The following is a 26,584-nucleotide window of genomic DNA, read 5'->3' as shown; positions in this document are numbered from 1 at the left end:
AGTCTGGGGATTTTCATAATTGAATTTCAAGCAACTAAAGTTGGACGTTGATGAATCCCAGGATTTGCCGCTTCTAACCGGGTAGCCAACGCAATCAGCGTGGCTTCGGCTGCGGGGCGTCCCACAAGCTGAACCCCCACAGGTAAACCCTTTGAGTCAAATCCGGTGGGAATTGCGATCGCGGGCAGTCCACTTGCATTAAACGGAGGACAGGGGGCAATCCAACGAATAATATTTTGCAACGTTTCCTCTGGACTTAAATCCGCCCACTCACCCACACGAATCGTTGGCTGCATATAAACCGGAAGCACTAGCACCTGAAACTTCTCAAAAAAACCGACAATCTGTCGCGATATAATCTGCATTTGGGCAACGGCTTGCAAATACTCCCCAGCCGAACCCGATTGGGCGGCAATCCACTGGTTCATCGGACTCAACGCCGCCACGGGAATCCCTGTAGCCGTTACCCCCGCTTGCCACACCTTTTGAAAAGGTTCCACTAAACCACTAAAATCTGGACAACCCGGTTCTACCTGATGTCCCATATCTTCCAATCGCCGCACCGTTTCATGCACCGCCTGCTGACAAACCTCTGCGGCATCCCCTAGAGGGGGTATCACTGTAGAAAAGGCAATTCGCAACTGACCTAGGGGTTGACGAGTGGCTTCTAGAAACGATACCTCCGGATCAGGTAACCAATAGGGATCACCCGGAATATAGCCCGACATCACATCCAGCAACGCCGCCGCATCTGCAACCGTGCGGGCTAAAGGACCATTAGTGGCAATTCCATTTTGGCGATCGCCTACAGGGGCAAAGGATACTCGACCCCGTGAGGGTTTAATCCCCACCACGCCGCAGCAGGAGGCAGGTCCGCGAACAGAACCGCCCCCATCAGAACCCTGAGCGATCGCGCATAATCCGGCGGCTACAGCAGCGGCTGCACCCCCACTTGATCCCCCTGGAGTGTACTCTAAATTCCAGGGATTACGGGCTGGGGGAAATCCTGGGGGTTCGGTATAGGGAAGAGAACCGACTTCTGATGTGGCGGTTTTGCCTAAAATAATGAATCCGGCTTGTTTAATCCGGGTAACGACTCCATCATCATAAGGTGCTATTTTATCTTTGAGAATTGGTGTGCCGTAGCTACAGGGCAACCCCTGCACAGCGGTGAGATCTTTGATAGAAATGGGTACGCCAAAAAAGGGGGGTAGTTCAGCACTATCTCTTATCTGTGTCAACTGTTCAGTTTTGGCTTTGGCATCTGCTAGCGCCATCTCAGTGGCGACACTAAAATAACTGCCCAGTTGAGGATTAAACTGTTGAATGCGTGCTAAATAAACTTCGACTAATTCTAAGGGGGATAGTTGACCTTGGCGAATTAATTGCGCTTGTTCTAAGGCAGATGTGAATGCTAAATCTTTGTTTGTCATTTTTCAGGGAACTCTTAACAGGGAACAGAGAACAGGGAACTCTTAACAGGGAATAGAGAATTCCCATTCTTAATTGATAATTCATACGTCCTTTGTCATTCGTCATTTGTCGGGGCGGGTGTAGTAGCGTGGCACACCTAAAATGGTGGATTAGTATTGTAGGGGCGCAGGGTGTGCGCCCAATTTCACCGTCAAATCTATTCCACAATTTTAGCTGTGTCAGTCCGCCATCGTGAGGAGAGCAAAGCGTAACGCACCATTTCAAACGATAATAGTGAAAAGAGCCCCGACACAACATTCACAATTACAATAATAGGCAATTGAGCCAATGACGCAGGGGTTTGGGTTGGTTGGGTTCTTGATAGTTATTGGGTAATAGTTTGATCAGCGCCTCTTGTAAAGTCTCCATCGCCTTCTGGACTTCTCCAGGTTTTGGTCGCTGGGATTGGGGAAAGTGCAAGGGTTCGCCAAATCGAAGAGTTAATGGCTTGCGAAAATAAAGGTCATGGGTGCCAATCAACGCGACGGGTACAATGGGTACGCCAGCCCGCAAAGCGTACATCATACCGCCTCGCGCTAAGGGTAATTGCAATTCACCTTCAACCTCACCCAGTCTCCCCTCTGGAAAGATTAAAATGCCATCCCCACGGGCAAAAATTGCCTGAATCACCCGTTCCATCTGTCGCATGTTACCCAATCCAGCGTTGCTGGGTACATCCTCTTCAATCGCGGTGGCTAAGTCGGCTAAATCTTCACGCCCTGATTGGGCGGCTTCGATGACTGCTTTTTCTTCTTTCCAGCGCCGTTCTAGGGGAATTACACCCCCAGCCCAACCCAAAATCCGGCGTTTCCACCAATTGTTATAGAGAGTACGAGCATCAGCCGGAGTATAGTAGTAGGGACGTCCTGGAACTTCGGCGAGAATCAGTAATGGATCAATATGATTGAGATGGTTCGCGGCGAGTAGTGCGGGTTGAGTGGGTATATGTTCCGGATTTTCTATTCCCACGGGGAACAGAAGATGAATGAACGATCGCAGGATGAAACGCCTTACCCTTGGGCTGACTCGCTGATCACAATCCCCTTTTGCGATCGCCTCAAGATTATTTCTAGCATTTTCGACAGCATAACGCACTCTGCGATCGCGGGCAGCACTCAATCCTTCCTTCACCCGTTGAATCATTGCAGGTGTCAGGGGTGGCGGTTGGGTTTGTTGTGTTTGCTGATTCTCTACAGGGGGACTCATAAGTAATTCGGAAAACAGGGGAAACTGAGGTAGCCAACAGAGACTTCATCACTCATCTTTGATAACGTCTTTCCAAATAGGAGATGCAATAGCCCAGTTTTTCCTTTGTCACTATCTCTACGCCGTTGCTTCAGTTACAAAATCCTGAACGACTTGGATTCGCAACGGTTCAAGTCACAACAGTAGCATAGACAGTTGAAAAACTGGCATACTATTACATACCCGTTTTCTAGGTCATTATAGGAGGTTCAGCTCCTACACCATCCTCAGTCAGCCCATCTAATGTAGTAGCGTGGCACACCTAAAATGGTGGATTAGTATTGTAGGGGCGCACGGTGTGCGCCCAATTTCACCGTCAAATCTATTCCACAATTTTAGCTGTGTCAGTCCAGTAGTGGCGTGACACATCTAATTGGATGGATTAGAACTGTAGAGTAGCACGCCCCGTGCGCCCGATGTAACCGTAAAATCGATTCCACCATTTTAGCTGTGTCCATCCAGTCGGATGGGTTAGACAACAGCTACAACAGAAGCAAAACATTGAGCAACGGTACATTAGACCAAAAAAATTAACGTTTTTTCCCATGAAATCTATGAGCAAATACAGTCGATTTCTTGTTTCTCTTTTCGCCTTAATCGTCGGGTTTTGGTGTCTTAACCTTCCCAACTCTTCCAGCCTAGCTACGGCTGCGCCCCTACCCCAATTCCTTCCCACTACTCAAGTAAGCCTAGCATCAATCGATTCATCCCTGTTGGAAACATTACTCAAACGCTCTTATGTGAGAGCCATTGAAGATGCGAAAGTCGCGGATGAGTCAGAAATATACACAACTCTCCAAGCTATTTCCGCCAACAATCCCAATTTAAAATGGAGAGATTACCAGGGGCAAAAACAAGTATTAATGGTTACCTGGACATCCTGGAATGGCTATGATACTCAAATTGGCTTACCGATGGAATTAAGCCGAGAAATTTGGGTAACATCGGTTCCTGAACTGCAAACCTTTGCCCGAACCTTAAACCTTGACTCAGAAAGCCTCGCCTTACGCCTAGAACAATACCTCGGTTTACCACCTCACAATGGCAAAACTAAATTTGTGGAAATGTGGGTGAATGTGTCTGATCTATTTCGTCCTTGTCCCGATGCAGAAATCAACGATACTCGCTGTGAGGTGAAATTCCCTGAGACTGTTGATCTGCAACATCAGGATTGGATCAATAATTTACAGTTAGCCTCTTATGAGACTAATGGTTATCCTTGGACACGATTAGGTTATAGCTATGATTGGGGAAGTCTTGAGGGTGAAATTGGTGCCAGTGAATTTGTCGTCAGAAAAGGCGCAAACGTTACGATTGAATCTGTGAAAAACACTGTAGACTACTGCAAAGCTTAGGGATACCTGGAAGTAACCTAAATTACCAGGGGAGCTTTTCAGTTGTCAAAAGAAGCTCCCCAAGCTTTTACTTCCATTAATTCTCTGGAGAATTATCGTCTGTAGGAGGTTTAATGTCAACATCAGGCGCTGTAATCGTCTTTTCTTCTTGGGTAACTTCGACTTCAGGAACAGTAATGGTTTTTTCCTGAGTGCCTACATCAACTTCTGGTCCTTCAACTTCATATTCGGGCATCTTCCCCGGATCTACGTTAACATCAACCTCCGGGGCTTCCCCTGCTTGCTCTTTTTCCACGCGACACCCTGTTGAAACAACAAGCAGTAAAGCCAGAGGAAGTAATAGAAGGGGTCGTTTTAGAAAAGACATAACTTTTTTATAGAATACATTATCCCGTTGCTAGGGTATTTACATGAGGTAATAACTCTTAGAACCGAGATGTCCTAATTATATGTAATATAGTCAAATTAAGCTTATATCTTTAGGATGAAATTATTTGGAGTAGCTTAGTACGTATAACTTGTTACATCAGCCTCGTAGGGGCACCATCCTTGCGCCCAACGCCAGGTTTGCGCGTTTTAGCCATAAAGGTTTCGTCTTGGAATAAGGGTACGGCAATGCCGTACCCCTACGGGATTCATAGGCATAGTTTAACTCGTCTTACCCCTTCCCTTATCTGGGAGGACAGAAAAGGGAACTTATTATCTGTCCTGAATTGGTCTGGAAGTTAACCTGACAACAACATTAGTCTGGTTTCATCATCAAAGTAATCAGGATAAAAGGATGGATAACCGACATACATCCCCTGTACAATCTGAACAAACTATTCAACCCGTTGAGCTTGTCACTCCCTCTCAGACTCCAATGGAAAACCCTTCTAACTGGATGCGAGACGGAGACAGCCCCGCCGAAATTATTCTGGCAATCGCCGTATTGATTGGTGCGATCGCGGGATTGTTAAAAGTTGTAGTTCCCTAAAATACAGGATGTGGGCAATTCATGAATTGCCCCTACTGGCGTAGCACACCTACTTGGGTGAATTAAAATTGTAGGGGCGCACCGACGTGCGCCCTTTTACCGCACCGACGTGCGCCCGATTTAATCGTCAAATCTATCCCACAATTTTAGCTGTGCCACGCCCCTACTGAACCTTACACAAATCGATGCATAAACTCATAAGTCAAATCGACTCGTCCTTTACGTAACATCGCCGGGTCGAATCGTTCTGTGGTATTACAAGTCATTAATACCACTAATTTTTGCTGCGCTTTAATCCCGGTGTCATCAATCACGCTTTGATATAACGTTCCATCCAACAAACTGAGAATATGCTCCGTTTTATTATTCCATTGCGCCACTTCACTGGCTCTATTTTTGGCTAAGTTATCCGCTTCGTTAATAATTAGGGCAACTCGTTCTAAATAACTCGGCGGCACAAAATTTTCTACCGCATCATGATCCAGAATGAAAATAGTATACCCCAACGGCACCAGAATTTCCTTTGCCACTGCTTGTGTCCATACCGTTTTCCCGGTTCCCGGTTCACCATGCACCACAATCGCTAATTGATTTTGATCCAGAATTGCCTGCTGAACTGTATCTGTAAAGCGTTGAATATCACTGGGAAAATCTCTAATCTGAAACTGACTTTGAACCTGTCCCACTCGACTCTGATAGCCACTCAACATCACAGCTACATTATACGTAGCTTTATTTACCAAAGGTCGAATATCATCAGCCATTAAACAGTAGCAGCGCCGTCCTTGACCCTGGTTATTAATTTGTAACCAAATTTCTGGATTAGACCAGTAGCCATAGACTGTGCCAAAAACCTCTAAACGTTCCCAGTTGACAAACTTTTCTATGGGATAATAAAAGCGGCGATCCATGTAATCTTGAGTAATTAAATCGGGATTGCCCAGAATATTCAAAACTTTAAATAAGGTGACTTCTTGCAGTCGATTCAGGACATACTCAATGGGAATACTCTCGCGGGTGACTGTTTGGGTAACGGGCGTATTGACGAATATCGCTTCTCTCTGAGAATGATTGGGGGCTGGCGGGTCAGGGGTAATGTACTCCCAAAACTCATCCCACTCATAACGCATATTTTCGGAAAATAAGCTCAAAACATTGGCAAAAATATTATAGTGATTTCGCCCTAATGTATCAGCAATATCACTGGTAAAATCCAGGGTTTTTTGCAATAACTCCGAGGTATCATTTTGAAGTAAATGTAAAATGAAATCCAAATCAAATTGCCGAGATAAAGGACGCCAACCCACTCCCAATAAACCCTTAGCTTGCCGATCATTCTGATGAGAATTTTCTTTAGACCAAACCTTTTCTGAATTCATAACTATTTTTTCCTGCTGAGTTTGAGACTCCTGGCGGATTAGAGTTGCTGTAGATATTCAGGGGGAACAAAATCTACCAACCACACCCCATTGTCGGAACAGTAGAATGTATGACCCTTCTCGGACATCGCTTTAGCATCGATAGCCAAAACCACCGGACGACCATGACGCTGTCCTACTTTTTTAGCCGTTGCGATATCCTGGGATAAGTGGACGTGATGCCGGGACATTTTACATAAGCCTTGACGCTGAATCGATTCAACAGTTTGGTGACCTGTTCCGTGGTAAAGTACTTCTGGTGGAATGGTTGGTTCTAACTGTAAATCCACTGAGATACTATGCCCTTGATTGGCGCGAATCCGTGTTTGTGTCCCATCAAAGGAAAAGCGTTGTTTATCATTTTGGGCGACGACTTCTTTAAGTTCATTGAGAGTAAGAGGAAAGGAATAATGTTTACAGGCGGATAGCAGTTGATCAACTTTGACCCAACCCCCGGGTTCTAAGGTTAACCCAATCCGTTCGGGTTGATGCCGCAGATGTTTGCTGAGATATTTGCTAATTTTAACCAGGCGGGTAGAGTTCATGGTTGATTGATTCAATAGCTTTTAATTATGGTTTAGCTAACCATAATTAATGGTTGGGTAACTTTGCCTTAAGTCTGAGTCGGATCAATGGGTTTATACTCAGGGTGAGGATTATGTGGAATTGTATTATATAATACTACAATTACTAAAAATTGTCTACCTGTAAACTATTCTGTCGCGATTGAATCAGTTCTCGCGCCGCGAACCCTACTGGTAACTCGTTGGGCATTGTCTGGGGTTGCATGGCTTTGCCAACAGGATCATACTTTTGAGGATTCCTTGGTGAGAGAGAATTGGGGACGAGAGATGCCTGTTTCTATAGCTGAGGGAGTGTAATTAACGCCACCTGCTAAGGGATGAGTTGCTAGGGAGGTAAGATTCATACTTTGGATATATATACTCCGCGATCGCACTGGATCTGAGGCTTATTTACAGTGGATTTCGGAAAATGTATCTGTTCGATGAGAGATACAAGCCTTTTGATTGTTGAAGGTTGTAGGGGCGGGTTTTACAACTATCGTTTCTTTTCGACCCAGATTTGACTAAACCCGCCCCTACCACTGGGCTAGTTTAGGGACTTTCGTTTTGCCCTTGATGATAAGGTTGAATCAAAACCCGCCCTGACTTTTAAATGTATGTATAGGAATGAGGGATGAATAATTTATTTATGTCCTTTGTCCTCACATCTGGGACAATGATAATTTTGAAAAAGTCGCCAATTTTTTCAACTTGTACACCGTCACATTTCGCTCTGTTTAATGTTTACTGATGACCTCTCACAGCGTATCCAATCCTTCTGGAAATTTCTGGTCAAATTATTAACCAGCCATTGGCGTTCTCTGGTTCTATTATTTCTGGGTATCTATGTCCCCGTGCAAATCTTCGGAGAATTAGCCGAAGAAATTTGGGAAAAGGAAGGGGGTTTTCCCTGGGATGTGCCAATTTTATTAGCGATTCATAGTACAACCTCACCCCAACTCGATGGGTTTGTGATAACCCTGACGAACTTGGGTGCATATTGGGGGGTGTTTCCCTTCTCTGTGGCGATAGTACTGCTCTTGGCATTCCGACGCCAGTGGCGATTCCTCACCTATGCGCTGATAACCTTTTTAGGCAGTCTTATTATTAATCGTGCTGCTAAGTTAACTTTCCAGCGAGTACGTCCGAGTTTGTGGGAATCCCCTGCGCCAGAGCCTGATTATGGATTTCCCAGTGGACATGCGATGGGAAGCATGACATTTGCGATTGTATTAATTATTTTGACCTGGAATACCCGTTGGCGCTGGGTGACGGTGATTGGAGGTATCGTGTTTGCGATCGCGATCGGTTGGACTCGGATGTATTTAGGGGTTCACTACCCCAGTGATATTATTGCAGGTTGGATGGCATCCATTGCTTGGGCGGTTGGCGTCTGTTTGGTGATTAGACCCCACAGGAGTCAGCGACGACTGGAGAAAGAGGAGACAATACCACTTGATTAGTGGATTTACCGGCAATTTCGGTCTAAAGCCTCCCCCTTGGAAGCGGGACTTTTTCTCCAGATAAAGTTATCCCACACCGCACTAGGGCGTCGGTCAAAAAACGGGGAAATGCTGACATGAGAGTTGTCTTCCTCATGAAAAACCCGGTTTGGAGAAAATACGTGATCGGCTCTCTAGAACCCACATTCCGCACTTCATAATGTAATACGTGATGATTACGCACTTGTTCGTACTACTTGGCATAGTACAAGTTGACGTGCGGAAGGTGGGCTAGAAAACGTCTAAATGAGTTGTACAATAGCAATCTTTGCTCCTACTTTTCTTCCTTGAGATCATACCCTGACGATTGCCCATAATTGCAATGCTGTAAAAACAAAGGCTTCAGGCGTTTCTGTTCAGGGCGTTGAACTGGACAAAATATGACGATTTTTAACTATGTCTAAATGAGTTGTACAATAGCAATCTGGGTTTTTAGTGTTATTCCTTGACATTGTAAATTTTTTAGGTTAAGTTTAATTGAAAGTTAAGGTTTAGTAAAAAATAAAGAAAATGCTATAGTTCTGAGAAACATCATTGATGAAATGTGCAATATCCTTAATGAGTGCTTGAGTCAGCGCTCATATAGTTTCTAAAGATGAAATATCAGAGTCTTTAGATTTCTGTTACGAGTGCCTGACTGTAAAATATGCTGATCACCTTTGTGCTAGCAAAAAAGCGAAGGTGCAGAATAGATTTTTGCAGTTTTTTTTCGGTCATGCTGCACTATAAAATTAATTGTATTTAAGCAGCGGTCAAACTACAGTATAGTCCCTTCAGACTATCCCATGCCTAAAACAGATTTTGACCATAGCTCTCCGTTTGACGAGACTTACAGTTGTTAAGATTGTCTCCACTAGAATGATCAGATTTTTTCTGACAACATATAGTTTCTAAAAATAAAAGTGTCATTCTATTTACTTAGCTATTAAATAAATAAAAATTTATTTGAATTTGTCTTATGAATGAAACAAATTTAAATTTTAAATATCAATTTACAAAACTTACAATCATTAACATTATTTCTAATATTATTGTTCCGTTAGTCGGGTTAGTTGATTTAGCATTCTTAGGACATTTAACCGATATTCGCTATCTAGCGGGAGTCGCTATTGCGGTCATTCTCTTCGATTACCTTTACCGCACTTGTAAGTTTTTACGTATGGCAACGACTGGTTCAACGGCTCAGGCTGTGGGACGTTCAGACCACGATGCTGTGTTATTGATCTTGTTGCGAAACGGTTTAGTCGCACTCGTGGTTGCGGCAATTATTCTACTCTTACAGTACCCCATTAGAGAACTCGGTTTTACCCTACTCAGTGCGGCACCAGAAGTAAAAGCCGCCGCGAGAGACTACTACAATACCCGGATTTGGGCAGCACCCGCCGCGTTATCTAATCTCGTGCTAATAGGTTGGTTTTTAGGGCAATCTCAGAGTAAGAAAGTGCTAGCTCTATCCATCATTAGCAATGGCACCAATATTGTTTTAGATTACTTATTTATTGTCCAGTGGGGATGGAATAGTGCGGGAGCGGGTGCAGCAACGGCAATTAGTCAGTATGTGATGTTCGTTTTAGCGCTAATACTGATAGCTGGAGATGGTTATTTGCAGAAATTACCAGCCGTAGCCAGACAAATTATTGACCCTGTGGCGCTAAAAGCCACATTTCAGATGAATTTCGATGTATTGATCCGCTCGCTGGGAACAATTACAACGTTTGCAATCTTTGCAAGCTTGAGTGGTTTTCTGGGAACCGTCGTTTTAGCGGGCAACAGTTTAATGGTGGAAGTGGTCAATCTCGCCGTATTTTTGATTGAGGGTTCAGCATTTGCTACGGAAACCCTAGCCGGAAATTTTCACGGTGAGGGGTGTCACGAGAAGTTGCTTCCCCTACTGCGCTTATCTGGGGGAACAAGCTTGAGTTTAGGACTAGCTCTGGCATTGGTTTTTATTTCGTTTCCAGAAAAAATGTTTGGCTTATTAACCGATCATTTAGAGGTAATTGACCAAATTAATGACTATGTTTTATGGCTATTTCCTGTGTTAGTTATGGTAGGATTTGTGTATATGTTAGAGGGATATTTTTTGGGGTTAACTCAAATGTTTGTCCTCCGAAATGGTATCCTAGCCGCGTTTTTTATCGGATTTGTTCCTTTAGTGATTGCGGCATGGCAGTTCCAGAATGTTCATCTATTGTGGTTGGGGTTATTAGTGTTTATGCTGATCCGAGCGATTACATTGGCTCTCTACGTACCGTCAACTCTAAAACCGGATGATGGTTTGGAGTTCAATCTAGGTACAAGAGTAGGCTCACTGAAAAATAATTAAGGGAATAAAACAAGATGAATCAAACTCAAACCGCCGCCCAAAAATCACCGATGATGGCTTTTGTTGAACTGGTGAGTGGATTTTGGATTTCCCAGGCGATGAATGTAGCTGCTAAATTAGGTATCGCTGATTTATTGACAGAAGAAGCGAAGAGTGTTGACGAGCTGGCACAAGCTACCAACACTCATGCGCCATCGCTTTATCGGCTGCTGCGTACTTTAGCAAGTGTAGGCGTTTTTACTGAAGTAGAGCCACATTGCTTTGCCTTAACTGAGATTGGTGAATATCTACGCAGCGATAATCCTGACTCATTGCGCTACCAAGCTATCATGCACGGCGATGAATGGCACTGGCGGAGTATTGGGGAAATGTCTCGCACGATTAAAGACGGTAAACCCGGAATACAGCACCTTTATCACGTCGATAGCTACTGGGAATATTTAGCCCAAAATCCGGAGTTTCAATCCAGTTTTAATCAAGCCATGCTTGGTGTATCAAAAAACTATCATGCGCCATTAATTGAATCCTATGACTTCTCTAAATTCAATAAAGTTGTAGATGTCGCGGGTGGTGAAGGGATTTTTCTCTCATCCATTTTGAAAGCTAATCCTCACCTGTATGGAATCTTATTTGATATGCCTTCAACGATTACAAAAGCGGCAGATTTTCTAGAAAAAGAGGGATTAGTGGAGCGCTGTAAAACAGTGGGAGGTGACCTATTTAAGTGTGTGCCTGTCGGTGGTGATGTCTATACTATGTCATATATTATGCTCGACTGGGATGATGACAGTTGTCTCAAAATCCTCAAGAGTATTCGTCGGGCAATCACTGACAAAGGAAAACTGCTGATTATTGATTCTATTATTCCTGCAGGTGATCAATACAGTTGGATCAAATGGGTTGATTTATTTGAGCTATGCATGGGTTTTGGAAAAGCACGGACTGAAGCCGAATTCAAAGAAATTTTTCAGCAAGCGGGTTTTCAATGGTTGGAAACTTTTTCTGTGGGGACTCCCAGCAGCCTCATGGAATTAGCACCTGTGTAATTGTCATCTAAAAAATTTACCACTATTCACGTTTAGAAGAGATTTAAATGACGAAAGAAATCAACTATCACATGTCCCCCGAAGAATTTCGTCGTCGGGGATATCAAACAATTGATTGGATCGCCAACTACATGCAGAATGTAGAGGATTTACCCGTTCTCTCTCAAGTTAAACCCGGAGAGATTAGAGCCAATTTGCCCGATGCTGCCCCCCAAACAGGTGAATCCTATGATGCGATTTTAAAAGATATTAATCGGATCATTGTGCCGGGATTAACCCACTGGCAATCGCCTAACTTTTTTGCCTTCTTTCCAGCGGGTGCGTCTGCTCCCTCAATATTAGGAGAATTAATGAGTGCGGGTATGGGGGTGTTAGGATTTTTGTGGGCAACCTCTCCCGCTTGTACAGAGCTAGAAACCCATGTACTCGACTGGCTGGTTGATATGTTGGGATTACCCTCCCACTTTAAATCCTCAGAAACTGGGGGAGGAGTATTACAAGATTCAGCCTGTAGCGCGGCTGTGGTTTCTCTGATCGCCGCCAGAGAACAAGCTCAAGCTGATATTAATCGGTTGGTGGCGTACACGTCAAAAGAGGCGCACTGTTCCATTGAAAGAGCCGCAAAAATTGTTGGGTTGCGTCCGGAAAACGTGCGTTTAATTGAGGTGGATGAGCATTATGCGATGTGTCCAGAAGAACTCCAACAGCGTATTGAAGCAGATATCCAAGCTGGTTTGATTCCCTGTTACTTAGCCGCAACCGTGGGAACCACCTCCTCCAACGGAATTGACCCGATCGCCAAGTTGGGAGCGATCGCGCAAGAATATCACCTCTGGTTCCATGTAGATGCAGCCATGAGTGGTACCGCCGCTTTATGTCCAGAGTTTCGCTGGATTCACAAGGGATTAGAACAAGCTGATAGCTATGGCTTCAATCCCCATAAATGGATGATGACAAACTTTGACTGTAATTGCTTCTATGTAAAACATCGCGTAAAACTGGTTCAAGCCCTCTCGATCATGCCAGACTACCTGAAAAATGAAGCCACAGAATCTGGACAGGTTATTGACTATCGAGACTGGCAGATTCCCCTCGCTCGCCGCTTCAAAAGCCTGAAGCTGTGGTTTGTGATTCGCCATTATGGGATTGAAGGCTTACAACATTATATTCGCAAACATGTTGCCTTAGCCCAAGAGTTTGCCCAATGGGTCAACTCTGATCCACGCTTTGAGTTAGTTGTCGAACCTCCCCTGAATTTAGTTTGCTTTCGACTCAAGGGTGGCGACTCCGTGAATCAGGCACTGATCCAACATCTGAATGCGTCTGGAAAACTCTACTTAAGCCCAACCCGACTCAATCATAAATTAACCTTACGTTTGTCAATTGGGCAAGCCCAAACCGATCGAAATCATGTTAAGCAGGCTTGGCAATTAATCTGCCATTATGCTGATGTATTAATCCCACAACCTAGCACAAAGTTTGTCGAAGTCAAACTCGCTACTCATTTCCGCTAAAACCATAAACTGTAGCTGCCATCTGAAAACAAAATCAACAACCATCATTACAAATACACACCATGATTCAAGTAAAACCACTAACCGTTGGACCCATTCTCGGACATGTGACTGACCAAAGCGCCCGTATATTTGGACGGGCTGAATATCTGCCATCAACTGATGCGTTACCCCCAGGGTGGGGTGTGCAAACCCATCAACTGTTTCAACCCTGTTTTGGTGTAGCTCGTATCCGTGCCGTGGGAGAGTCGGAGTTTCAACCTCCCCAATTCTTTAAAATGAATCCAAATTTTGATATGTCTGGGGTCATCACGTTTACCGGACTCAAACCAGAAACCGACTATGAGTATCAAATGGGTTGGTTTGTCTGTGAAGATGAACCAGATTCCAAACTAAAAATAGACTGGTCAAAAGCTAATCAACAACGTTTTAAATCCGGCAGTAATGATTCCCAGCGTCCTCGTTCTTTTGTCTATGGAGCCTGCCGTTATATGCAGCGACTAGCGCCCGGAGTGTGGCGATATGTCGAGGATGGAGAGCAAACCTTCGCGGCAATTAATCAACAAATTGAGCAAGGGATTGCCACGGATGGGTTTCTTTTAGTGGGTGACCAAATTTATGCTGACGATAACTTCGACGAAGTCGCTGACACTGACTTAACCGTTGAGCGATATTTTGATCGCTACCGAACCACCTTTTCTCAACCCAACGTCCGGCAATTGATGGCACAAGTCCCCACCTACATGACCTTGGATGACCATGATATCCTGGACAATTGGCCCGGTAAAGCTGGAGGCAAGGAATGGCAACTGGTTTATCCTGCCGCGCTTCAAGCCTATGAAACCTACCAAATGAGCCATGGTCCCTTATTCCCTGCACTCGAGGAGGATGAACGAGAACGCTATAGTGGCGACTGGGGGAATTGCCGCCTGTGGTACACCTTTGAAGATGGCTGCTGTGACTTTTTCGCCCTAGACTGTCGCACAGAACGGCAGTTAGGTGATACGACAGAAACCCGTGCCATGCTAGGCGAGACACAAATGGAGGCTTTAAAAGCCTGGTTATGTGATGGTTCGAGTCGGGTTAAATGTGTGATGACGTCCGTTCCCTTTTTTCCGGATAAGTTGTCTGGAGAGGGACTCGATTCAGACAAATGGGGCGGGTTTCTAAAGCAACGTACAGAACTGCTCGATTTAATTTTCGACCATGATATCAAACGGGTCGTCTTTTTAACGGGAGATGTTGCCTGTGGCATGAGTGCTGAATTACGGTGTCAGGAGAAGCCTGATTTTAAAATAATTTCGGTTATCTCTTCAGGTCTGGCTTGGCCCTTTAATCACAGGAAAGCGAAACACTTCCAGATGGAGGGTAAATTGGTCACGCTTTCAACTCACCGTTACGAGTTAGCTGAAGCCGGTCGAGTGGTTTCCGTTGATCTGTTCACACGAGTCACCATTGATTTAGATGGATTGACGGTGGAGATATTTTCCAGCCAAGGAAAATTGATGAATAAAAAAGTACATAAGTTTTAAGGAGAATATCACTGATTTAATCTAGGTTTGTAGTTGCGATTGAGCGCCTTAACGCCCAATCGTTGACTACAAAAATTTAGGTCAGTGATAGTTTTGGCAAGTGGAATGTCGCTAATTTTCTAAAGATATTCCACTTGAAGTTGTTCAGCTAATGTTTGGCTTTCGATCAAATCAGGCGGTTCAAGTCCTACACGACTACATTTGATCGAAGCTGTAGCGGTAGCAAACCGTGCCATTTTCTCCAAACTCCACCCCTTAAGATAGCCATAGATAAAACCGGCTGAGAACGTAGCACCTGCACCAAATGAATCAATTGCCTGAATTGAGGGAGCATGAACCCGAATCGCCTTCTGCTCCTGTACAACCAGGCATCCTTCTCCGGCTAGAGTGATCAGCGCTGTTTTTACGCCCGCATCCAACAATGTTTGGGCTACCGCTAAAGGCGATTGATCACCCCGTTGGGCAGAATCTGTAATGGCTTGACAAATCGTCGCCCGTCCCGCATATCGGGCTAAAATATCGGGATCTTCGTGCAAATGTTCCAGGTTTAAAAAGACAGGAATATTGAGTTTAATCGCTTCATCCATAGGACGGAGAATGTGATCTTCGTCATACCAATCGACATACAGGAGACGGCTTCCATTTAACACAGACAGATCAGCCGTATCTAATGTCGCCATTAATTTTTTATCCGGTTGCCAAAAGTAAGTGCGACCCCCCATGGCATCTGAAATCAACACCACGGGTATGGTTGAAAGTTGCGAATCTAGGCGCACTTCACCTAAGACATCTGCCAATTTAAGTTGTTCAGCTAACCATCGTCCTCGATAGTCTTCCGCCAAGGCTGAACCAATCAAACCACTATGAATATCCCACCCGCGCAACATTATGGCAATCATGGCGGCATCTAGTCCTAGACTCTCTCGTTGTTCTTGGTATATGCAGCCAAAATTCCGTTGGGGCCATTCATCGATTACGAATAACTCCATCGCCATGAGCGAACCAAAACAAACAACTTTTGCTGTGGTTGGACGTTTGACATCACGTTGGGGATATTTTTCTGTCGTCACTTTTGTATTTTCCAATTTAACTCGATACGATTAGATAGTAGGGGGGCGCTAATAGCTCAGGGATAATTAATTCGTTAGGACTATAATATCATTTATCCCCACCTACTTCAGATATGCGCCCGGTGATGAAACTTAAGTCTCAGGGATTGAGGGGGCAAAATAGTCGCTTATGGCACTAAATTGCCGACTACGCACCTAGCTTAAGTCCGGGAAATTTTATTAAAATAGGTCATCGTCTATAACAATATTTTTCGCCTGACTGAATTCCTTCGTCAAAGGGTCAATTGTAGGGGCGGGTTTAGCCATTAATGTCAATTATTTCCCAATAAATGAACAACAAAACCCGCCCTTTACCAACGGCAAATACTAAAAAAATAGCCTTTTTAAATCATTCATGATCTGGATTTTTTAGGTATAAATATTACCATTGAATTTGTTTTTTTGAATTGAATTTAAACGCCAGTCGTAAGGAATGCGATTCTTCAATTTTGTTGGGTTTCCTATCGTCAACCCAACCTACAACCTGTTCCACGTAGGGGTACACGCCCCGTGCGCCCGATTTAACCGTCAAATCTATTCCACCGTAGTGGCGTGGCACACCTAATTGGGTGGATTAGTATTGTAGGGGCGCACGGTGTGCGCCCAATTTCACCGTCAAATCTATGCCACAATTTTAGCTGTGTCAGTCCAGTAGTGGCGTGACCCAGCTAAAATGGTGGTATAGATTGTAGGTTGGGTTGAGTAACGAAACCAAACAAAAGATAGGGCTCGCATCCCTTACTACGAACCCAAGCTAATCTATCAAATTAGGTGTGCCACGCCAGTAGGGGCGCACGGTGTGCGCCCAATTTCACCGTCAAATCTATGCCACAATTTTAGCTGTGTCAGTCCAGTAGAGGGCGACCCGAGTTTATTGAGTACATTGGTGTTGTTCATTAGTGCAAGGGGGTCGCCCCGACAATGACAAATAACCAATGACCAATGACAATCAACCTGTATTCCGCATACCCGCAGCAATCCCGTTAATTGTCAACAACGCGCCCCGCAGTAACTCACCTTTACTATACCGAGATTGAACAAACCCCGATGCCATCTGACTGCTATGCTGGCGCAACCGTTTCAGCAAAGAGACTTGCAAGAAACCCAGAGGAACAATCGTACCATTCCGCAATTGTACCGATCGCTGTAACTCTGGATCACCATCCAGTAACTGCTTGTGTCCGGTAATTAACGAGATTAACTCACGAGTCAGGTTAAATTCATCGGTAATTTGCTGGAATAACCGATCAAACCGTTCATGATCATCGGGATGGGACAATTTCTCCACATAATGACCCGCAATTTGCAGATCCACTTTTGCCAACGTCATCTCTACCTTAGAAATAACCATCTTAAAAAAGGGCCACTTGAAGTAAAAATAACGCAACAGCTTCAAATTTTCTTCGGGTTCCTCATCCAAAAACCCTTTCAACGCCGCACCCACACCATACCAACTCGGTAATAAGAAACGACTTTGCGTCCAACTAAACACCCAAGGAATTGCCCGCAGACTGGTAAAATCTTTCTTACCACCGCGACGGGTGGGACGGGAACTGATTTGCAACTGGCTAATTTCCTGAATTGGCGTCACTTCATTAAAGAAATCCAAGAAATCCGGCTGCTCATAGACAAACCCCCGATAATGTTGGCGCGATCGCACCGCCAATTCTTCCATGATTTCGTTCCACGGTTCCAGGTTGTCAAAGCCGCTTCCCAGCAAACTCGCTTGAATCACCGCCGTGGTTACGGTTTCTAGGTGATAAAGTGCCAACTCCGGCAAAGAATACTTAGACGCGAGCACCTCACCCTGTTCCGTAATCTTAATCCGTCCCTGGATACTCCGCCCCGGCTGCGCCAGAATCGCCTCATAGGTCGGTCCACCGCCACGCCCCACGGAACCGCCGCGTCCGTGGAAAATACGTACAGCAATCCCATAGTCTTCGGCAATTTGCTGTAGGGCTTTTTGGGCTTTGTGAATTTCCCAATTACTGCTTAAGAACCCAGAATCCTTGTTACTGTCTGAGTAGCCCAGCATTATCTCCTGCAACGGTTGAGGATAAGAGGGGAAAGTCGGGGAACCCTTGTCAGCCATCGTCTTTTCGTAATCCTTGAGCGCCTCATAACCACCTGCTAAACAGGCTCGATACAGGGGTAACTCAAACAAGGATTTCATCACCTTTGGCGCCCGTTGCAAGTCGTCTACCGTTTCAAATAAGGGGACAACCTGAATAGTACTCTTCCCAGTTGCTGGATCATAGAGTCCAGCTTCTTGAGCCAAAAGCAACACTTCCAACAAGTCACTGGCTTCGTGGCTCATACTAATAATGTATGTTTGGCAAATTTGTTCACCAAACTCTTGTTGCAGCCGTCGCAACATGCGGAAGGTTTCAATAATCTCGCAGGCTTCGGCAGAAAAGGGGAGTTCACCAGGAATTAAGGGGCGTCGTGTGGGTAACTCGTTAGTTAACCATTCGGTGCGTTCGGCTTCAGATAATTCGTTATAGGGCTTGGGTAGAATTTGCAGATACTCAGTAATCTCGTTGAACGTATCACTATGGCGAGAACTTTCCTGACGAATATCTAGGTGTGCCAGATTAAACCCATAAATTTCCACCTGACAGATCAGCGTATCGAGTTCCTGACAACTTAATCCCGTCTCCGCTAAGTTACGTTGAATTAATTGCAACTCTGCCAAAAATTCCTGGTCTGATTGGTAAATGCAGGGGTTAGTCGTTTCCAGAGCCATTGGCTGTAGCGGTTGGCTCTGAGAAAGGTGGAGATTACGCGCCAGGGTATTTTCCAGTCGTTGCTGAATATAGGAGAGTTTGAGACGATAGGGTTCTTGGCGGTAGCGAATTGCCAGTTGCTCATAAACCTCCGGTATTTGGGAGCGATCTTGCTCCAGAGAGTCCAATAATTCGGGTAGGACATCACTCCAGTGCAATGACAAGCTCAACAAATTGGTCAGATGTTTAACGGAGTGGATATATTTTTCCAGAACCAGATTTCTCTGATAGCAAGCCGTTTGCCAGGTCACTTCCGGTTTAACGGAGGGGTTCCCATCTCGGTCAGATCCCACCCAAGAGCCAAACTTACAGAAGTTTTTCCGGGGTGGATTCAGCCAAGGAAAGGACGATTGTAGACTCTGTTTTAAGCGGTGATAGAGTTGGGGAATGGCATCAAACAGGACTTCTTGAAAATAGTGGAGGGTGTAATCCACCTCATCCAAAACCGTGGGCTTAAATTGATGCAGTTCATCGGTACGCCACCACAGCCGAATCTCTTCTCTGAGTTGTTCGGTGTAGTCTTCTACTTCCCAGGATGAGTTCAACCCTAAAGCGCGGGATGCTTCCTCCGCTTGGTCAAGCTGTTGCAGGATTGTCGAAATACGCCGCTGTTTTTGCCGAATCGTGTGTCGGACAATTTCTGTCGGGTGCGCGGTAAAGACTAGGCGAATATCCAGATTGTCAATGAGCCGCTGAATATGTTGGGGGGGTACGTTGAGATCGCGCAGATAGGGAAATAGCCAATGGAAGGTACTGTTGGTATTTGCGGATTTTCTATCGTCCTGCCAACGTTTTTCTAATAAATCCGCCATCGGTTCACTCCCGGATGGTTTGGCATCGTCACTGTTGTTGGATGCTTCGAGTGAACTGCCATTAGCTTTCATCGAGGTGCGATTGCTCCCCGCTAATGTATTGTAGGTAGCCCGCCGTAAAAGTTGTTGATCGCGTTGTTCGTAGTGTTGTTCGACACCGTTAATCAGTTGGAAATAAAGCGCAAAAGCACGAGATGCCCGAATCGCGGCGTTGAGGTCAAGCCGTTCGATCACTTCCGGAATCGATGAAAGCGAAAACCCTGTGGCTTGTCCTTCTGGCGAACTTAATTGGCGCAAAGACGCCAGCAAATCGACCAGTTCCTGACCGCATTCAGAAAGGAGAACCGACTCCCACAACTGCTCCACAACTTTGATGCGATGACGCAACAGCAGCTTGGATGTAGATGGGATGGCAAATTCCTGATCGGATGAGTGGAGGAGGGAACTCATAGGGTCTGTTTGCAGTAAGACAAGGATAATCCATTTTAGGGGGTAAATAACTGTAAGTAAATCTTTGGACAGAATTTGACATTGTTGGATACCTTGTCTAAGCGTTGTTCTGTTATAATGACCGCAGGAGCGAAAACCAAGCTAAAAAAAATTAGGGATTGAGTAGAGACGCGCCATGGCGCGTCTCTACAAGAGTAGGGCGAGTTTCGTCCGATTTTAAGCCTGTGGACTGGTTGAGTTCCGAGACCGCCAGGGTGAAGCAGGAAGCAACCCGGATGATGTCTAACAATATCCAATGTTGTCTAGCTTTGTCCAAGTGTTGTAGAACGGTTAATGCTAACCTGTATAGTTTTATTCTTGACAAATTTCTGGGAAGGGAATCTCGAAGGGAAAAGGGAGCAGGGGGAGCAATGTAGAGACGCTTCAAAAGCGCGTCTCTACCATAAGATGCGTCCTAACCGCTATGGCGATTGCTATACATTTTCCCTGATAGCGGTGCAAGGGTATAAAATGGTTTAACCCGGATTTCTTGAACAAAAGCAAATATCAATGCCACTCAAAGCCTTGATAGCTAAGGGTTTGGGAGTTGTGCAGCCCGCCCTATTTAGTCGTTAGAGGATGAGGGAGGCGTATCCGGGAAGGGAAGAATCGGTAAGCGTGCGCCACGAAAAACTTCTTCGCTGGCTTCTCCTACTTGTTGCAGCCATGAACCAATCCTGTTTAGGGAAATCACCCCCACAAGCATCGGACCTGTGGCTAAACTTAAGAAGAGTTCTGCTGAATGTTTAGCGGACTCCGGTAATGGGTTAACTTTTACCTGTGGATTTTGGTTCACCGATGCCATATATAAAATTCAACCTCCCACGAACAAGGGTTAATCGTTGACAAAAGACCTATCCCAACTTGATCATAGAGTGAAATTGCTTCAGGTGCATCTCAATGCCAGCAAAATTAGGGGAAAGAAAAGCTACAGTGCCAGCGTAAACATCTTAAGCGCTGACTTGGTTTGGCTCCCCTGGCTAACTCAAAACTTGGTTGGGGCGGGCGCGAGTCACATCTGAGTGAAAAGGAAACGATAGATAGTAGTAAAACCTGTCCCTACACAGTCAAAACTCAAAACTCCCCCCCCAACTCCCCCGTTTTTCACTCTCATGTGCAATCATGAGAGGAAAAATCAGCCGCCGTTATCAGTCCAGGTAACAAATTTGTAATGTTGGATGTCGAAGAGCGCAACTACAACAATCGTCCGTCCTCTTTGGCTCAATGGGTATACGATGCCATCGGTCAACCGGGGGTGTGCCTGAGAGTCCGGTTACGAGGGAATAATTTGCATATTCTCTGTGAAAGCCGTGAAAGTATTCCGGCTCAAAGGGTAGTCAATCAATTGCTCCAAGCTCTCAAACCGGAAACCGCGACTTTTCCTGTCGATCTGGAAAGCCCTATCTACCAAATTATTATCTACGGGCGTAAAGTTTCCCAGGCACATCCAGAATGGGTCAAGGAAATTCGCCTAAACACAGATACGAATAATACAGAATCTGTCCCTGAACCATCCTGGGAAACGACACCCGCTCAATCGGCGTTTATCATCTCCCATGAAAGTCTCGCCCGTTCCGGTTCCCCAGACGCGATCGCACGGTATCTGAGTGCTAATCTGAGTCATTTGGGTGTGAGTGTCAATATCCAGATTCAGGACTTGCCAATTAAGGACAATCGAGAACAGTCTCTGGTCAAACAAAAACCCAAAATCCCCTCCCAGTCCTCACCACCTTACCATCGGCGGCTGTGGGTTATCTGTACGTCGAACTATAGTCCCGATTCAGCGTTACTGTCTGAGCCAATTGTTAAGCTTTTACGCTCTCTAGAACTGACTGAGTTTAGAGACGCCGCCATAAGCGCTCAAGTGAGGGGAGAAGCCACTCCAGAATGGATGGTGCGGGTGGATTTGACGCCCACTGACGTAATGCTCAAGGATTGGGCGCGTTGGGGAGATGTGCAAGCGATCGCGACGCTATCGAATCAGATGCTAGCGCAAGTCGGGATGACGGTGCGGGCTGTATTGAAAGAGACGACTCTGCATCTGTTTTGCTCTGCCTTGGATCTGGGCAAAACCCCCGTTCCGGATCAAGCCACTGCCATGAATGCGATCGCGCCTCTACTCAAATCATTAAAGCCCCAAGGGATTAAAGCGGCAACTATTTATGGCGTTGAATCCGATTACTTTTCTCTCGAACCTGAACTGGAAAAACCTGTCTGGGTGGATTGGGTAACTTTACCCGCGAGTGAACAACCCCAACTCGCCTCATCCAGCTATTCCTTAGGGCAACAAGGCAATCTTAATGCCCTGACCTTTTTGCTACAACGGTTGCTCAATCCCGATTTGGATGAGCGACTAGCAACGGGTGGGATTCAGATCAAAGTGCGCCGTCAGCAAGACTTACTGCACATTATGAGCGAAGCACCCTTATGTCCCTCTAAAGCCCAAGTGAGTCTACCCATCGTTCGGTTTGTGCGTCAGCTTGCCATCTCCACTATCGCTGGAGTACGGATTTACGGACGCTCTGCTGGCGCAACATCTCCCGCCTGGAATTATGGTGTAGACTTTGCGGAACGCCGACGGTTGGCATTAGAAACTACCCCAGAATTTGTTACATCGGATACAGACATTAGCGAGCTAGTGGTTCCCACCGAGGAATCGGTGTCACGTCCGCATAGAACAGACACAACGCTCAAAGAGGGTTTACCACGTCAGTCAAATACCGCCGTTGGCACAATTGGACGCTGGTTGTGTTCGAGCCAACTTTTTGTTCCCACCCCAGACAATCAACGTGTAGCAGTTGATACTCAACGCACGAGTTCTGAATCGTCACAAGCGGTTAAAGTGGCATTGGTGTGGGGGATTATGGGATTATTGCTGATGTTTCTGTTTGATCGACCCGTTGGTCGCATCCTGCAACCCCAAGGCAACTTTTCCCAGCGAGATGCTGTATCGGCAGCACAGGAGTCACCGATTCCTGTAGACTTGTCCCAACTTTCGTTACAACAGGATAACAATCAGAATAGCCAAGACTTCAACGCCTCTGGGTTTACCCGCGCAGGAGACAAAAGTATCATCATTGATGATTCCTTGCCCTCCCAGCGAAAAGATGCGACTCAAGCTGCCATGTTAGCCCTCGCCCGTTCCTCTAATCCCCCGTTTAATAACCAACTGCTTGATCAAAAGTTAGCCCTTTACCAAGAGCGCCTGCAACAAGGAAATCGCCCCGATGTGCTAATTATGGGCAGTTCTCGAGCCATGCGCGGCATTGATCCGGTGGCATTAGAAGAGGCATTAGCGGTTGAGGGGTATTCAGACATTGATGTCTTTAATTTTGGCATTAATGGTGCCACGGCTCAAATTGTGGACTTAATGACGCGCCGGATTCTCACCCCGGATCAATTACCGAAATTAATTATCGTGGCAGATGGCGCTCGCGCCTTTAACAGTGGTCGAGTTGATGCTACCTTTGAGGCGATCGCGGATTCAGAAGGCTACCGTCAGCTTAATGCTGGCACATTTCCCGGTACCTCCACTCAGACGTCCGCCCAAGCCAACCAAACCTCCCAACCGTTGGCAGCGTTGAAAAGAAGTTATCAATCCATTGACGATGGGATGAATCAACTTCTGGCAGGATTATCCTCAACTTACCCCCAACGTGACCAACTCAAATCCCTGTTGAGAGATCAGTTTGTCTCCGTGGTTAAAACATTGCCCAATACCTCCAATTCAACTGAAGCCGAGCAAGGCTTAGACAAGGATATGTCCATTGATATGGATGGCTTCCTGCCCTTATCCATTCGCTTTGACCCAGAAACGTACTACCAGAACCATCCCAGAGTGACGGGGGCGTATGATGGCGATTATCAATCCTTCCAACTTCGGGGTAAGCAAGATCAGGCATTTGACGCCCTATTAACATTTGCTCAGGAACATGACATTACTGTGGTTTTTGTGAATCTACCCTTGACCAACGATTACTTAGATCCAGTCCGCCTTAAGTCCGAACAGCAATTTAAGCAATACATGCACGCAAATGCTGTTGAACGGGAACTCATTTTTCGGGATTTAAGTGGATTGTTATCCGATAAACCCGATCATTTTTCTGACCCCAGTCATCTCAATCGCTTCGGAGGGTATGAAGTTTCTAATCAGTTGGCTAAAGACCCGATGATTCCCTGGGCATTATTCGCTGGGGATTAGTACTCTGTAGATTTTGGTAAAACTAAAACTGTAGGTGGGCAATGCCCACCCTACATTTAGCTCCTGTCTTCTTTAAGAAGTCGGCACTCTTTTTTAAAACGTGAATGTGGTTCTTACCGTGCCAATTACAGCATCGCTGTTGTCTGAATTTTGGTTGGGAGCGGTTAACCAAATGATAGCCGGTGTAATTGAGATATTATCGCTCACTTGATATTTGTAGAAGCCTTCGATGTGATACGCAAAATCTCGATTAAAGTCCTTGGTTCCACCGGGAACATCTAATCCTCTCAGTGTCGGTTCTGCACCCGCAACAATAGCGCCTAAGTTTCCTTCTTTTCCTAAGTCAGGAAATACTAAACCTAAGGCAAAATTCCAAATATCTGCATCACCTAATCCAATTAAACGGGCGTCGGTTTTACCAACCCAACCATTCACCAAAAAGTTAGGACTAAATCTGAGCGAGGCTTCTAGTCCATAGGAGTTGCTGACAACGGGAGTGCTGAGAGTATCGGCTGACAAATTGGTTACATTTGCCAATTGTCCCGGATTGAGATTAGCAAAGGCTGTACCTGTTCCACCTAATAGAAAGCGTCTAGCGTCATCTCCACCATCATCATAAGCGTGGACGTAGGTTAATCCAATTTTAAACCGACTGCCATAAACAATTTGGGCAATTCCGGAATAATTCCCGTTGAACAACCCATTATCCTCTCCAGGATTACTGGCGGTATTGGAAATGTAGCCCAAATCTACTCTGAGATTATCACTCGGTTTTAGCGCGATCGCAGCCCCTGCACCAAACGGACCAATCCGATAAATGGGGTTCCGTTCAGCGAAGCGGGAAATGGCATTAGACCCCCCAGCCAATCCTTCTAAGTAGGGGTTCACAGTATCTGAGTAATAGCTTCAAATTCTTCAATTAAACGCCGTAGCGTGGGCAAATCATCCCCATTATCGGGAACGTTGCCAATTAAACGTTCAATTTGCTGTAAACAAGCATTTAATCCAGCCGCAAATTCATAGCGTGTCATCGCCCGATTACCGCGAAACGTGCCATCTGGATATCCGGCAATACAGCCATACCGTTCAACTAGCGATCGCAAGGCTTCATACGCCCAGTCTCCGGGAGAGACATCTCGCAGTTGGGATACGTTGGTTAATTGCCCCATCCCCTGATTTTCCATAGCGTCCAATCCTAGGGAAGGTATAGGGGGGTCCGGTGTTGCGGATGGGTTTAATGTCTCCTCTGTCTCCAGCGCCGCATCGGGAACCGAAATCTCCAGATTCAGGGGCATTTGGGCAATTGGACTCGGCTGTTGGGTATTCTGATCCGTGATACTTTGGACTGATTTTGTTGGTTCACCTGCGATCGCGGCGGTAGATAGCCCAATTGTTATCCCTAAAATTGTCGGCACATTAAGTAAGGCAATCCTAGCAACTTTAGCTTGATTCACGTTCGTCTCTCACACCAGATAGAGTTTTTGGTGAGATTAGTCAACAGGAAAACTGTCCCTGGAATTGTTTCTTCCAGAGGTTTTATCCTTTCTTGGTTAATCTCAGGTTAACCTTATCGGCGCTATCAGCTTTTTTTGTATTAATTGATGCAAAGTATCTTTTTTGATGCTGAAAATGAATCCTTACCATCCGGTTATTGCAAATAAAGCTCCATAAGCGCAGGTTGAGAGGTTTTATGACTGGAGGAGTCCATTGGTGACAAGTTAAACTTGTACGCAATTTGTCATAGCTAATGGTCTAAAAAAACTGTAAAACTATTTAACGATAGAATCTTGCTCTTGATAGTGGTACAATGTAAACCCCTATTTTCATCCTCTACCCCGATCGCCAGCTTTCTTATACTTGTACTCTTGACTTTTAATTTGTCATTTGTCATACTCGCTCCCGAAAAGAAGCAAGCTACGTCATTCGTCCTTTGTCAGGGAACCGATAAGGTAGAACTTTGAGTTAACTCCCCCTGCTGCCTCTGCTTCTAGACGTGCCATGGCACGTCTCTACATTGCTCCCCCTGCTTCTAGACGTGCCATGGCACGTCTCTACTCCCATGTTCTCTGTTCCCTATTTTATAAAATGGCATTTATTTCCATCAGTTAAGGATTCTTTCTGGTGTGTGTACTGCTGATTTACTGTACTCTGCATTCTTAATCAGGGCGATTATGGGTACTCCTAATTGCCAGTTTACTCTTTTACAGCAGCTTACAAATTCAATACATTCCGCTGCT

General features: G+C 45.5%; 19 protein-coding genes and 1 pseudogene. 8 read left to right on the top strand and 12 right to left on the bottom strand.

Going from position 1 to position 26,584, the window contains the following annotated elements; all coding sequences use genetic code 11:
- Nucleotides 1-26 precede the first annotated feature (26 nt).
- Both RIM23_RS14875 and RIM23_RS14870 read right to left on the bottom strand, forming a co-directional pair.
- Nucleotides 27-1,433 carry an amidase gene (locus RIM23_RS14875; protein WP_446368004.1) on the bottom strand — a complete coding sequence of 469 codons (1,407 nt, stop codon included), beginning with the start codon at nucleotides 1,431-1,433 and terminating at the stop codon, nucleotides 27-29.
- Between the two features lie 304 nt (nucleotides 1,434-1,737).
- Complete coding sequence (locus RIM23_RS14870) at nucleotides 1,738-2,679, bottom strand: lysophospholipid acyltransferase family protein (protein ID WP_446368003.1); 942 nt, start codon at nucleotides 2,677-2,679, stop codon at nucleotides 1,738-1,740.
- Nucleotides 2,680-3,272: 593 nt separating this feature from the next.
- Between RIM23_RS14870 and RIM23_RS14865 the strand changes: the two genes are divergently transcribed.
- Nucleotides 3,273-4,073 (top strand): hypothetical protein, encoded by an 801-nt coding sequence (locus tag RIM23_RS14865; RefSeq protein ID WP_446368002.1) that lies wholly within the window; start codon nucleotides 3,273-3,275, stop codon nucleotides 4,071-4,073.
- 76 nt (nucleotides 4,074-4,149) lie between these two features.
- Here RIM23_RS14865 and RIM23_RS14860 read toward each other — a convergent pair whose 3' ends face one another.
- Nucleotides 4,150-4,440: a hypothetical protein gene (locus RIM23_RS14860; protein WP_446368001.1), complete on the bottom strand. Its 291-nt coding sequence runs from the start codon at nucleotides 4,438-4,440 to the stop codon at nucleotides 4,150-4,152.
- Nucleotides 4,441-4,854: 414 nt separating this feature from the next.
- On the opposite strand from RIM23_RS14860, the gene RIM23_RS14855 reads away from it, so the two are divergent.
- A complete protein-coding gene (locus RIM23_RS14855; protein ID WP_446368000.1) occupies nucleotides 4,855-5,049 on the top strand; it encodes a hypothetical protein in 195 nt (64 codons plus the stop codon).
- A gap of 173 nt (nucleotides 5,050-5,222) precedes the next feature.
- Here the strand turns inward: RIM23_RS14855 and RIM23_RS14850 are convergent, their stop codons facing one another.
- From RIM23_RS14850 to RIM23_RS14840, 3 genes are all read right to left on the bottom strand, one after another.
- Complete coding sequence (locus RIM23_RS14850) at nucleotides 5,223-6,428, bottom strand: AAA family ATPase (protein WP_446367999.1); 1,206 nt, start codon at nucleotides 6,426-6,428, stop codon at nucleotides 5,223-5,225.
- Nucleotides 6,429-6,466: 38 nt separating this feature from the next.
- Nucleotides 6,467-7,012 carry an RNA 2'-phosphotransferase gene (locus RIM23_RS14845; protein WP_446367998.1) on the bottom strand — a complete coding sequence of 182 codons (546 nt, stop codon included), beginning with the start codon at nucleotides 7,010-7,012 and terminating at the stop codon, nucleotides 6,467-6,469.
- Nucleotides 7,013-7,272: 260 nt separating this feature from the next.
- The gene (locus RIM23_RS14840) at nucleotides 7,273-7,395 is read right to left on the bottom strand and encodes a hypothetical protein (protein ID WP_446367997.1); all 123 of its coding nucleotides are present in this window, start codon (nucleotides 7,393-7,395) and stop codon (nucleotides 7,273-7,275) included.
- A gap of 375 nt (nucleotides 7,396-7,770) precedes the next feature.
- Between RIM23_RS14840 and RIM23_RS14835 the strand changes: the two genes are divergently transcribed.
- The 5 genes from RIM23_RS14835 (at nucleotide 7,771) to RIM23_RS14815 (ending at nucleotide 14,950) form a co-directional block, all read left to right on the top strand.
- Complete coding sequence (locus RIM23_RS14835) at nucleotides 7,771-8,493, top strand: phosphatase PAP2 family protein (protein ID WP_446367996.1); 723 nt, start codon at nucleotides 7,771-7,773, stop codon at nucleotides 8,491-8,493.
- Nucleotides 8,494-9,490: 997 nt separating this feature from the next.
- Nucleotides 9,491-10,858, top strand: a complete 1,368-nt coding sequence (gntT, locus tag RIM23_RS14830) for a guanitoxin biosynthesis MATE family efflux transporter GntT (protein ID WP_446367995.1) — start codon at nucleotides 9,491-9,493, stop codon at nucleotides 10,856-10,858.
- A gap of 14 nt (nucleotides 10,859-10,872) precedes the next feature.
- Entirely contained in the window at nucleotides 10,873-11,904 is a 1,032-nt protein-coding gene (locus RIM23_RS14825) for a methyltransferase (protein WP_446367994.1), read from the top strand.
- Between the two features lie 47 nt (nucleotides 11,905-11,951).
- A complete protein-coding gene (locus tag RIM23_RS14820) occupies nucleotides 11,952-13,418 on the top strand; it encodes a pyridoxal-dependent decarboxylase (RefSeq protein WP_446367993.1) in 1,467 nt (488 codons plus the stop codon).
- Between the two features lie 62 nt (nucleotides 13,419-13,480).
- Nucleotides 13,481-14,950, top strand: a complete 1,470-nt coding sequence (locus tag RIM23_RS14815; RefSeq protein WP_446367992.1) for an alkaline phosphatase D family protein — start codon at nucleotides 13,481-13,483, stop codon at nucleotides 14,948-14,950.
- Nucleotides 14,951-15,069: 119 nt separating this feature from the next.
- Here RIM23_RS14815 and RIM23_RS14810 read toward each other — a convergent pair whose 3' ends face one another.
- The 4 genes from RIM23_RS14810 to RIM23_RS14795 form a co-directional block, all read right to left on the bottom strand.
- Nucleotides 15,070-16,020 (bottom strand): carbohydrate kinase family protein, encoded by a 951-nt coding sequence (locus RIM23_RS14810; RefSeq protein WP_446367991.1) that lies wholly within the window; start codon nucleotides 16,018-16,020, stop codon nucleotides 15,070-15,072.
- A 988-nt stretch (nucleotides 16,021-17,008) separates the two neighbouring features.
- On the bottom strand, nucleotides 17,009-20,107 hold the full coding sequence (gene ppc / locus RIM23_RS14805; RefSeq protein ID WP_446367990.1) for a phosphoenolpyruvate carboxylase: 3,099 nt from the start codon (nucleotides 20,105-20,107) through the stop codon (nucleotides 17,009-17,011).
- Between the two features lie 151 nt (nucleotides 20,108-20,258).
- Nucleotides 20,259-20,534 (bottom strand): hypothetical protein, encoded by a 276-nt coding sequence (locus RIM23_RS14800; RefSeq protein WP_446367989.1) that lies wholly within the window; start codon nucleotides 20,532-20,534, stop codon nucleotides 20,259-20,261.
- A gap of 177 nt (nucleotides 20,535-20,711) precedes the next feature.
- A complete protein-coding gene (locus tag RIM23_RS14795; protein ID WP_446367988.1) occupies nucleotides 20,712-20,951 on the bottom strand; it encodes a hypothetical protein in 240 nt (79 codons plus the stop codon).
- A 366-nt stretch (nucleotides 20,952-21,317) separates the two neighbouring features.
- Here RIM23_RS14795 and RIM23_RS14790 point away from each other — a divergent pair, with 366 nt between their 5' ends.
- A complete protein-coding gene (locus RIM23_RS14790) occupies nucleotides 21,318-24,347 on the top strand; it encodes a DUF1574 domain-containing protein (protein WP_446367987.1) in 3,030 nt (1,009 codons plus the stop codon).
- Between the two features lie 93 nt (nucleotides 24,348-24,440).
- On the opposite strand, the gene RIM23_RS14785 is transcribed toward RIM23_RS14790, so the two are convergent.
- Nucleotides 24,441-25,235: an iron uptake porin gene (locus RIM23_RS14785; RefSeq protein ID WP_446367986.1), complete on the bottom strand. Its 795-nt coding sequence runs from the start codon at nucleotides 25,233-25,235 to the stop codon at nucleotides 24,441-24,443.
- A gap of 14 nt (nucleotides 25,236-25,249) precedes the next feature.
- Nucleotides 25,250-25,642, bottom strand: a pseudogene (locus RIM23_RS14780) (iron uptake porin); the annotation flags it as partial.
- Nucleotides 25,643-26,584: the final 942 nt, after the last annotated feature.

The organism is Coleofasciculus sp. G3-WIS-01 (assembly GCF_040223135.1).
In the GTDB taxonomy this organism is placed as follows: Bacteria; Cyanobacteriota; Cyanobacteriia; order Cyanobacteriales; family Coleofasciculaceae; genus Coleofasciculus.
This window is presented reverse-complemented; position numbering and strand designations above follow the sequence as displayed.